At 68.2% G+C, this 9,833-nt stretch carries 8 protein-coding genes and 1 pseudogene; 5 read left to right on the forward strand and 4 right to left on the reverse strand.

Annotation, left to right across the window (positions count from 1 at the left end; genetic code table 11):
• Positions 1 to 267 precede the first annotated feature (267 nt).
• The 5 genes from NA10_RS18835 (at position 268) to NA10_RS18855 (ending at position 5,821) form a co-directional block, all read left to right on the forward strand.
• A complete protein-coding gene (locus tag NA10_RS18835; RefSeq protein ID WP_157556606.1) occupies positions 268 to 1,485 on the forward strand; it encodes a sensor histidine kinase in 1,218 nt (405 codons plus the stop codon).
• Between the two features lie 131 nt (positions 1,486 to 1,616).
• On the forward strand, positions 1,617 to 2,276 hold the full coding sequence (locus NA10_RS18840; protein WP_067569741.1) for a response regulator: 660 nt from the start codon (positions 1,617 to 1,619) through the stop codon (positions 2,274 to 2,276).
• A gap of 73 nt (positions 2,277 to 2,349) precedes the next feature.
• The gene (locus tag NA10_RS38730; protein ID WP_245677596.1) at positions 2,350 to 4,521 is read left to right on the forward strand and encodes a serine/threonine-protein kinase; all 2,172 of its coding nucleotides are present in this window, start codon (positions 2,350 to 2,352) and stop codon (positions 4,519 to 4,521) included.
• Between the two features lie 221 nt (positions 4,522 to 4,742).
• On the forward strand, positions 4,743 to 5,624 hold the full coding sequence (locus tag NA10_RS18850; protein WP_067569743.1) for a helix-turn-helix domain-containing protein: 882 nt from the start codon (positions 4,743 to 4,745) through the stop codon (positions 5,622 to 5,624).
• On the forward strand, positions 5,621 to 5,821 hold the full coding sequence (locus NA10_RS18855; protein ID WP_067569745.1) for a DUF397 domain-containing protein: 201 nt from the start codon (positions 5,621 to 5,623) through the stop codon (positions 5,819 to 5,821). The genes NA10_RS18850 and NA10_RS18855 overlap by 4 nt, the downstream gene beginning before the upstream one ends.
• Positions 5,822 to 5,827: 6 nt before the next feature.
• Here the strand turns inward: NA10_RS18855 and NA10_RS18860 are convergent, their stop codons facing one another.
• From NA10_RS18860 to NA10_RS37590, 4 genes and pseudogenes are all read right to left on the reverse strand, one after another.
• Entirely contained in the window at positions 5,828 to 6,859 is a 1,032-nt protein-coding gene (locus NA10_RS18860; protein ID WP_067569747.1) for an ATP-dependent 6-phosphofructokinase, read from the reverse strand.
• A 69-nt stretch (positions 6,860 to 6,928) separates the two neighbouring features.
• Positions 6,929 to 7,807, reverse strand: a complete 879-nt coding sequence (locus NA10_RS18865; protein ID WP_245677597.1) for a serine hydrolase — start codon at positions 7,805 to 7,807, stop codon at positions 6,929 to 6,931.
• A gap of 120 nt (positions 7,808 to 7,927) precedes the next feature.
• Complete coding sequence (locus NA10_RS37585; RefSeq protein WP_067569750.1) at positions 7,928 to 8,884, reverse strand: serine hydrolase; 957 nt, start codon at positions 8,882 to 8,884, stop codon at positions 7,928 to 7,930.
• A pseudogene (locus tag NA10_RS37590) lies at positions 8,874 to 9,833 on the reverse strand (hypothetical protein); the annotation flags it as partial. The gene NA10_RS37585 and the pseudogene NA10_RS37590, both read right to left, overlap by 11 nt.

The following is a 9,833-nucleotide window of genomic DNA, read 5'->3' on the forward strand; positions in this document are numbered from 1 at the left end:
TCGCCAGCCATGCGAGTGCGCGGGCGCTCGGTGTCTGCTGCGGGGGATGCGGGCTGCGGGTCCGGGGTCGGAGTGCCCGGGTGGGACGGGAACGCTCTCATACCGATGACGGTAGGAATCCGGTCGCTACCTGGGCTTCACGCTGCGGGGCTGTTCGCGGATGGGCGAGGTGGGGGAGTCCGGGGCGGGGCCCGTACCGGGGTAGGGGGTACAAGATCGGCCGAGGGTATGAGGTGTGCGGGCCGCGCGACCTCTACCGTCGATGGCATGGTCGGTACTTTGGCGAAACGCGCGCTCTCGGCGAGAGCGCGGCAGTGGTTCGACGGCATCACGGTGCTGGTCGCGCTCATATTCCTGGCGGTGGCGTGGCCGACCCTGCACATCACCCATGCGGTGCCCGCGGCCGCGCAGCCCTTCATAGCGGGATTCGCCGCATTCCCCATTCTGCTGGTGCGGGTGAATCCGGCGCTGGGATGGGCGGTTTCGGCCGGATCGGCGCTGCTCATCTCGATGGCGGTGCCGCATACGCCCGGTAACACCCTGCCGTTCCAGGTCGTGCACATCCTGTCGCTGTTCGCGCTGGTGTTCGCCGTGGCGATCCGCGCGCCCATACAGATCGTCGGGGTGGCGTGGGTGGCGACCTCACTGCTGATGGCCACCACCATGGCGCAGACCGGGGACAGCTTCGCCGACGCCGGACTCGGCTGGCCGATCGCCATCACCGGGCTGGTTGTGCTCGGACTCCTGGTGCGCTGGGTGGTGGTGTCGCGCCAGCAGCTGCTCAAACAGGAGGAGGAGACCGAGCTGGAGCGGGCGCGCCGCGCGATCCTGGAGGAGAAGGCGCGCATCGCCCGCGATCTGCACGATGTGGTCGCGCATCACATGTCGATGGTGGTTGTGCAGGCGCAGACCGCGCCGTACCGGATCGACGGACTTTCTCCCGAGGCCAAGGACGAGTTCGAATCCATCGGATCGGGAGCGCGCTCGGCGCTCAATGAGATTCGCGGATTGCTCGGGGTGCTGCGCAGCGACGGGCAACTGCCCGAGCACGCACCGCAACCCACCGCGACCGATGTGCTCGGCCTGCTCGAGGGCGCTCGCCGCGCCGGGGTACCGCTCACCTGGACCATCGACGGGAATCTGGAGGCGGTTCCGGGGACGACCGGTGTCGCGCTGTACCGCATCGTGCAGGAATCGCTGGCCAATGCCTCCCGGCACGCGCCGGGTGCGCCGGTATGGGTGCGCATCGACAGTGCCGCCGCCCTGAATCTGTCCATCGTCAACGACCGCCCGCACGGTCCCGCGCACACCGATCATGTAGGTGGCAGCGGGATCGCGGGGATGCAGTCCCGGGCGGCCTCGGTCGGCGGCACGCTCACCGCCGCGCCCCGCCCCGACGGTGGTTTCGAGGTCCGGGCGGAACTGCCGCTGGCACCGCCGCTCGGTGCGAATGCCGCGCATGCCGCGCTCGGTTCCGGAATCTGATCTCACGCAAATGCCCCTCGGTGGTCATCACCGAGGGGCATTTCCGCGTGTCGGGGTGCGAAGGTGATGTGCCGGCGGCTGTCGCGAGGTTGACGTGGCAAACTCGGTTGCGTGCGTGAGGTGGTGGGACAGTGGCGATAACGGTGTTGATCGCCGACGATCAGGCGATGGTGCGAGCCGGCTTCGGGGCGCTGCTCGCGGCGCAGCCGGATATCAGCGTGGTGGGTGACGCGCCCGACGGCAAAACCGCTGTGGCGGAGGCGAAACGGCTCCGCCCGGACGTGGTGCTGATGGATGTGCGCATGCCCGAGATGAACGGGCTCGACGCGGCGCGGGCGATTCTGTCCGCCGGCTTCGATCCGCCGGTGCGGGTGCTCATGCTCACCACCTTCGATATCGACGATTACGTGTACGAGGCACTCGGAATCGGGGCCAGCGGATTCCTGCTCAAGGACGCGCCCGCCGAGGAACTGGTGCGCGCGGTGCGCGTGGTCGCCGCCGGTGACGCGCTGCTCGCGCCGACCGTCACGCGCAGGCTCATCGCCGATGTGACCAAGCGGCGCAATCGGCGTGCGCCCGCACCCGCGCTGGGGGTGCTCACCCCGCGCGAACGCGAGGTGCTGGAGTTGGTCGCGCGCGGACTCTCCAATGCCGAGATCGCGGACAATCTCTTCGTGGCGGAGCAGACCGTGAAGACCCATGTCTCCAAGGTTTTCGCCAAACTGAATCTGCGGGATCGCGCGCAGGCGGTGGTGCTGGCCTATGAGTCCGGGCTGGTGACGCCGGGCTGAAAGACGGCCGGTCGGCCGGCGTTTCGCGCTGTAAGCTCCAGGACTCGTACGTCACCGGAAGGGGGTCGTCGCGGTGTTGAACAACGGTGACGTGTTCGCCGGTTTCACCATTGAGCGACTGCTCGGACAGGGCGGGATGGGATCGGTGTATCTCGCCCGCCATCCCCGGCTGGGGCGGCTCACCGCGCTCAAGCTGTTGAATCGGGAACTCTTCGCGGACAGGGAGATTCGCGCGCGTTTCGAACGCGAGGCGGATCTGGTCGCCCAGCTCGACCATCCCAATATCGTCGAGGTGTACGACCGCGGCAGCGAGGATGAGCAGCTGTGGATCTCCATGCAGTACATCGACGGTGTCGACGCCGCCGGTGTGAATGTCACCCAGCTCCCGCCCGAGCGCGCGGTGCAGATCATCGAGGGCGTGGCCGACGCCCTGGATTACGCGCACACCCGCGGCGTCCTGCACCGGGATGTGAAGCCCGCCAACATCATTCTGGCCCGCGCTGTCGCCGGACACGGTGAGCGCGTCTTCCTCACCGACTTCGGCATCGCCCGCCTGCGCGAGGACTCCACCCACCTCACCCAGCGCGGTATGTTCACCGCCACCCTGGCCTACGCCTCCCCCGAACAGATGACCGGCGCCCACCTCGACCACACCACCGACCAGTACTCCCTGGCCTGCGCGCTGTACTGGCTCCTCATCGGTGCGGGCCCCTACGATTCCCCCCATCCCGCCGAACTCATCCGCGGTCACCTCCAACTCCTGCCTCCACCGGTTTCCCTGCGCCGCCCCGGCCTCACCCAAGCCATGGACGCCGTCCTCACAAAAGCCATGGCCAAACGCCCCGTGGACCGCTTCCCCTCCTGCGCCGACTTCGCCAAAGCCGCCCGCCGCGCCCTCACCTCCGGCCCCGTCCCCTACCCCGTCACCGCCGCACCGTTCACCGTCGCCCCACCCACCTACGGCGCTCCGCCCGCGGCGGCGTACCCCGCCGGGCCACCGGCCTACCCACCCCAGGCACCGAACTATCCACCCGGTCAACCGGCCCCGGGCTACGCACCCTCCCAACCGGTCCCCGCCGCAGCTTCCGTTCCGGCCCCGGGCTATTCGCCCGCCCAACCGGGTGCGGCCGCGCCGGTCCCCTCTCCCGGATACCCGGCTCCCGGTGTGCCGCAACAGGGTTATCCGGGCGCGCCACCCAACTATCCGGCTGCGCCGCCATCTCCGCCCGCTCCGCAACCGCAGCAGGTTCCGGCGAGTCCCGAAGCGCCACTCGATGATTCGGCCTACCGGCCGACCGATTCCTTCCCGACGCGTCGAACCCCGGGGGAGGATTCCGGCGCCGAGGACTCCACCCCGGCGGTGGTGGACGAATCGAACGATTCGATCGCCCAACACTCCGGGCAGACCGATTCCTTCCCGACTCAGCATGCTCCGCTCGACTCGGGATCGCCCGAGTCAGCCGGTGCCGCCGCCGAGCAGCCCGCCACTTCGGCAGCGGCGGAACCGGATTCGCCGCGCGCCGAGGACGAAGCCGGGCAATCGGAGCCGGTCGCCGGGGACTCCGGCAGCGCGGTGCCGGTGGACGGCGCGTCGGAGCAGAGATCCGATGCGGGCTATCCCGGTGCAGGGCTTCGCAATCCGGAGTCCGGCGCGTTCGAGCCCTCGGGGGAGGGGGTGGCGGTGAGTGCTCGCGGGCGTGGGGCCGACAGTGTCTGGTCGCGCGAAGGGGCATCCCGCGAGGGGGGTGGGTCCGGTGCGGCCGAGGACGGCTCGCCCGCGGTGGAGGCCGAGGCTCGGGCAGCCGAGATCCCGCCCGGTGGAACCCAGCCGCCCGCTGGAACCCAATCGCCCGGTGGAACCCAGCCGCCCGCTGGAACCCAATCGCCCGGTGGAACCCAGCCGCCCGCTGGAACCCAATCGCCCGCTGGAACCCAGCCGCCCGCTGGAACCCAATCGCTCGGTGGAACCCAGCCGCCCGGTGGAACCCAGCCGCTCGCCGAGTCCCAGCCCGGTGTGGCTCCGGCCGCCGGTGCGACGCCGACCGTGATACCTCCGGGACCGCATCCCGGCGGCCCGCCGCCGGGGCAGTTCGGGCCGCCCGGGTATCCGGTCAATTCGCCCCCGCCGCAGCGGGTTCCGGCGGGGGTCGGGCGATCGCAGGTTGCCGCGCTGGTGGTGGTGGGGCTGGCCGTGCTCGCGCTGCTGTTGCTGCTCGCCGTGGTGGTGGTGCAGGTGGCGGGCTGAGGGTCGCCGCGAAGTGGGTGCGCCCGGCTCGGGGACGAGTGGGTCCGAAATCAGGGCTCCGGCTCTCGCCGGGCGCGAGTCAAGTTCAGCATTGTGGAGTGCGGGCGGGCAATGTAATTCGGGTGTCGCGGGAAAGTTTCCGAAACCCCCAGGTCGGCATTCATTGTGCGTGGGAGCATCATTCACAGTGACCGAAGACCGCTTTCGCGGGGGGAGACTCGATGTCCGAGCATGGTTCTACGCTGCCGCGCCGCCAACTGGGGCGATACCTGCGTGAGGGGCGAATGCAATGCAATATGACCATTGCCGAGGCCGCCGCCATGATGGAGTGGAGCGAGTCGAAACTCCAGCGGCTGGAGACCGGTAACGCGGAAAAGATTCGCGTACTGGACATTAGGGAGTTATGTCGCATCTATGACTTCGGCGACGAGTTCACCACCGCCGTCGTGGGGCTGGCCCAGCAGGCCAGTGTCAAGTCCTGGTGGCATGAGTACGACGACCTCATTCCCGAGGGTTTCAATGTGTATGTCGGACTGGAGGCCTCGGCCCGCGGCCTCATTTCCTATCAACCCGATCTGATCCCCGGCCTACTGCAGACCACCGATTACGCACGCGTCCTGATCAGCGATTACTGGCCGGATGCTGCGCGCGACGAGATCGACCGCAGAGTCCAGTTGAAGATCCGCAGGCAGTCCCTTTTGACCAGAAAACGCAGCCCCGCGACCTTCGATATCATCGTCCACGAAACGGCATTACGCCGGGTCGTAGGCAGTCCGAGGATTATGGCGGCACAGCTTCGGCGCGTCGCGGATATGTCGACACTCCCGACGATCGCTGTGCGTGTACTACCCTTCTCCGCGGGCGTCCCGATCGGGCACACCGTGGGGCCGTTCGTGATTCTGGATTTCGGCCGGGACAGCGCAAACCGACCGGTCGAACCCACCGTGGTGTACCTGGAGAATTTCCTCGGCGACCTTTACCTGGAGAAGCAGGCGTCGGTCGACCGATATCGACAGGCGTACCAGGCTCTCCAGCTCTCGGCGCTGGACGAGACCAGCAGTAGGGATCTCTTGCGGAAGGCAGCGAAGGAGTACGGGACGTGAACGTCGAACCGGCCGCCCGGTGGTTCAAGAGCGCCCGCAGTACCGGGGCGAAGGAGTGCGTGGAGATCGCATTCCTGGAAAAAGGTGTGGGAGTCAGGGATAGCAAGCATCCGGCCGGGCCCGAATTGGTTTTCGGCCCGGCCGAATGGGACAGGTTCACCTCCGCCGTCCGGCAGGGGCATTTCGATCGGGTATAGGACAGCTCAGCCGAAGAAAGCCGCGGCTTCGCGATAGCGTTCCTGCGGAACGAGTTTGAGCTGTTTGGTCGCCTCGGCCAATGGCACCAGATCGATTTCGGTGCCGTGCAATGCGACCATTTGCCCGAAATTACCGGCGTGCACGGCTTCCGCGGCGTGCACGCCGAAACGGGTGGCCAGCACCCGGTCGTACGGTGTCGGCGTGCCACCGCGCTGCACATGCCCCAGCACGGTCACCCGCACCTCCTTGCCGATGCGCCGCTCGATCTCCGGCGCGAGCTGCTGCGCCACCCCGGTGAATCGCACATGCCCGAATTCGTCGATACCGCCGTCACGCAGCGAGAAGGAGTCCGGCCCCGGCGTGGCGCCCTCGGCGACCACGCAGATGAAATGCGAATCCCCGCGCTGGAAGCGCCGTTTCACCATGGCGCAGACCTCGTCCACATCGAACGGCACCTCGGGCACCAGGGTCAGATGCGCCCCCGACGCCATCCCGGAATTGATGGCGATCCAGCCCGCGTGCCGCCCCATCACCTCGACGAGCATGACGCGCTGATGCGATTCCGCGGTGGTGTGCAGCCGGTCGATGGCCTCGGTGGCCACCGCGATGGCGGTGTCGTGCCCGAAAGTCGTATCGGTGCAGTCGATATCGTTGTCGATGGTCTTGGGTACGCCGACCACCGGCACCCCCTCGTCGGCGAGCCAGCTGGCCGCGGTGAGCGTGCCCTCGCCGCCGATCGGGATCAGCGCGTCGATGCCATTGTCGTCCAGGGTCTGTTTGATGCGCGGCAGTCCGGCGCGCAGCACATCCGGATTGGTGCGCGCCGTGCCCAGAATGGTGCCGCCCTTGGTGAGCAGCCGGTCGGTGCGGTCGTTATTGAGGATTTGGATCTTGCGATCCTCGAGTAGCCCGCGCCACCCGTCCTGGAAGCCGACGATCGCGTCGCCCCAGCGGCCGTTCGCGGTGCGAACGACGGCTCGTATCACCGCGTTCAGTCCAGGGCAGTCTCCGCCTCCGGTCAAGACTCCGATGCGCATGCGCCCTATCTTGCCCCGAGTCGGGGTCGCCGTGGGGCGCGCCCCCGTGAACAGCTGGTCAAGAGATGCTCAGCAGGCCCCGCCGCGCAATTCGCCCAGGTGTTTCTCGATCAGATCGGAGATCTTGGTCAGGATGGTGGTGCCCTCGTCGAAGGAGCCCGAAGTGGGCTGTGCGGCAATGGCGATGGCCACCTCGCCGCCCTCGACCGGTAGCAGTCCGAATTGCCGGACCAGGTAGTTCCCGCTCGGATCCGGTCCCCAGCCGCCCTTGAACCGCGCACCGGTGAGCGTGCCCAGCCCCCAGCGCTGGCCATAGCTGATCTTGCCCATCAGCGCGGTGACCGAATCCGCCTGCGGCAGGCAGGGCAGATGCGCGGCGAAGGTCAGCTGATCGGCAATGCTCCATTCGGCCTGGCCGAACGCCGAGTAATCCGCGCGCGCCCGCTGCGCGGGCACTTTGGTGACATTGTCCCCGCCCTCGCGCAGCACATCCTGGACGGCCTGCGCGGCCACCTCCGGCGCCCCCAGCGACTGCCAGAGCGTATCGGCGGCGGAGTTGTCGGAATTGGTGATCGCCGAGGTGGCGGCGCTGACATACCCCGGGTTCGCGCGTAGCGCGGCCAGCGCCAGCGGCACCTTGATGGACGACCAGGCCGGGCCAACGCGCCAATCACCCAGTGCCACCACGCGATCGCTGCCCACCGGCATGATCGCCAGCGCCACTGTGCCTTTCAGCGTCGGCCGCAGGTCGTGCTCGAATTCCCAAGCGAGCGTTCCCGGCATGGTCGCGGTGAGCGTCTGGGCGGGTGCGGCCGGACCGGCCGCGGCGGTGGTGGCATCGGGGACGAGCACCGGCTTACTGGTGCATCCGGTCGTCACCAGCAATGCCGCCGCACAACAACTCGCGATTCCAGCGATGCGTCTGCGCAGCGAATACGGTGCGTCCACCCGGTACCTCCATCGTCTCCGGTGAGTCCCTGTTTCCTAGCGGACTCACCGGTATGCGTCAATCTCGAAGGATTGCGCTGCGGCTCGGGAGATTCCGTTTTGTGTGCGCAGAGCCGGTATTCAGTGCGAGCAGAGCCCACCGTGTAGGTCGGGCAGGTGATCGCCGAGCAGCAGCGCCATCTTGTCCATCATGTCGGTGGCGTCTTCGAAAGTGCCGGAGGTGGGTTCGGCGGCGAGCGCGACCGCGACCGGACCGGCGAGGGTCGGAATCAGGCCGAACTGGCGCACGGTGTAGTTGCCGGTGTCGTCGTCCGGTCCCCAGCCGCCCTTGAACTCCGCGCCGATCAACCGGCCCAGGCCCCAGCTCTGGCTCGGGGTGATCTCACTCATCAGGGAGACAACCGAATTCGCGCGCGGCAGGCACGGCAGTTTCGAGGCGAACCTCACCTGGTCGGCCAGCGACCAGTCGGTCGCGCCGAAGGCCAGCAGATCATCCGAGCCGAGGGTGGCGAGTCTGGTGTGCCGGGCCGCCACATCGGTGACGGTGTCCCCGGCCTCGCGCAGAATGGCCTCGACCGCCGCGGCGGCCTGTGAGCCATTGCCGAGGGAGGTCCAAAGCGACTGCGCCGCATCATTATCGGAGAAGGTGATGGCGGCCTCGGCGAGATCGCGCAATCCGTCCGGGTCGCGGCGCATGGCGGCCAGCGCGAGCGGCACCTTGATGGTGGACCAGGCGATGCCGGTGGTCCAATTGCCCAGCACGGTCATATCGCCGCCGCCGACCGGCATGACCGCGAGTCCTATCCGGCCGTCCAGTCCGGATTGCAGGTCGGCGAAATCCGCGGCGAACGTAATGGATTTCGGCAACCCGAACAGATCGGGCAGATCCGGCGCGATCATCGACATGGTCGGCCGATCGTTCACCGTATCGGCGGACCCGGGCAGCACCGGCGCACCCGAGACCGGGGTGTCCGCGGAACTCACATGCATCGCGCACGCCGAAATGGTCAGCAGGGTCGCGAAGGACAAACACCGAGCAATGGCCTTACGACAGGCCGGAATTGGGTCAGTAGACATACACCACCGCGTTCTCGCCACCGATGCAGGTGACCAATTTGCCTGTCGCCGTGCAGTTCATCGTGTATGCCCGGTTTGTTACCGGACTTACCACCACCACACTACTTGCCGTTCCCGGTTTCCCCGTAGTCGCGTCGGCATACGACCGGCGTACCTCCTCCGCGAAAGGGCAACTGGTAACGGCGGATCCGGTCGCCGAACCGGTGTAGCCGTTGAGTGCGGGGTACACCAGCTGACACGGTGACGCGCCCGCCGGCAACTGGACCGTGGTCGGGGCCGGGGTGCTGGTCACCGAGTTCCTCGGCTGCGACAACGGCACGGTGAAACTCGGATTGTCCTGCGCCACGGTCACACTCGGTGCTTCGTCGCGGGAGCGGTCCAGGACTTGCCAGCCCACCGCACCGGCGATGGCCGCGATGGCGACCACCAGCACGCCGATCGAGATCGGCACCGCCACCGATCGGCGTCGTGACCGCCGATGCGGGGGCCGCGGCGCCGGGTCGACGCGCGGCTGCTCCGAGGTCGGGTACAGCGACGGATCGGGCGTTGGCGCATACGGGAAATCCTGCTGCCGCGCATGACCCCACACCTGCGGGCGACTCGGATCCTGGGCGCTCTGCGGCAGCGGACTGTAGTGGAAATCGCTGACCCGCACCACGGTCGGATCGGTCGGCACGATGACCGGCAGATCCGAGGTGCCGGGGCCCTCGGCGGGCTCCTCGCGCGGGAACGAGCCGGTGACAAAGGCCCGGAGCCGACCGGTATCGGGTTGCGCCACAGTCGGATCCGAGCTCTGCACGGGCATGACGGTGGTGGGTGCGCCCGGGGGCACCGCCTGACCGGGCAGCGGCATGCCACCGGGGGGCGTGCCGGGCGGCTGCCGCAGCGGCTGCGGCATACCGGGCGGCATCGGACCCGCCGCCGCGGGAGCGAGCGTGCCCGGCGCGGC

The organism is Nocardia acidivorans NBRC 108247, assembly GCF_001625085.1.
Classification (GTDB): Bacteria; Actinomycetota; Actinomycetes; order Mycobacteriales; family Mycobacteriaceae; genus Nocardia; species Nocardia acidivorans.

Excerpts from the sequence above, each read along its gene's own strand:
- NA10_RS18835 (WP_157556606.1), top strand. The coding sequence starts at position 268 with ATGGTCGGTACTTTGGCGAAACGCGCGCTCTCGGCGAGAGCGCGGCAG.
- NA10_RS18850 (WP_067569743.1), top strand. The coding sequence starts at position 4,743 with ATGTCCGAGCATGGTTCTACGCTGCCGCGCCGCCAACTGGGGCGATAC.
- NA10_RS37585 (WP_067569750.1), bottom strand. The coding sequence starts at position 8,884 with ATGTCTACTGACCCAATTCCGGCCTGTCGTAAGGCCATTGCTCGGTGT.
- NA10_RS18860 (WP_067569747.1), bottom strand. The coding sequence starts at position 6,859 with ATGCGCATCGGAGTCTTGACCGGAGGCGGAGACTGCCCTGGACTGAAC.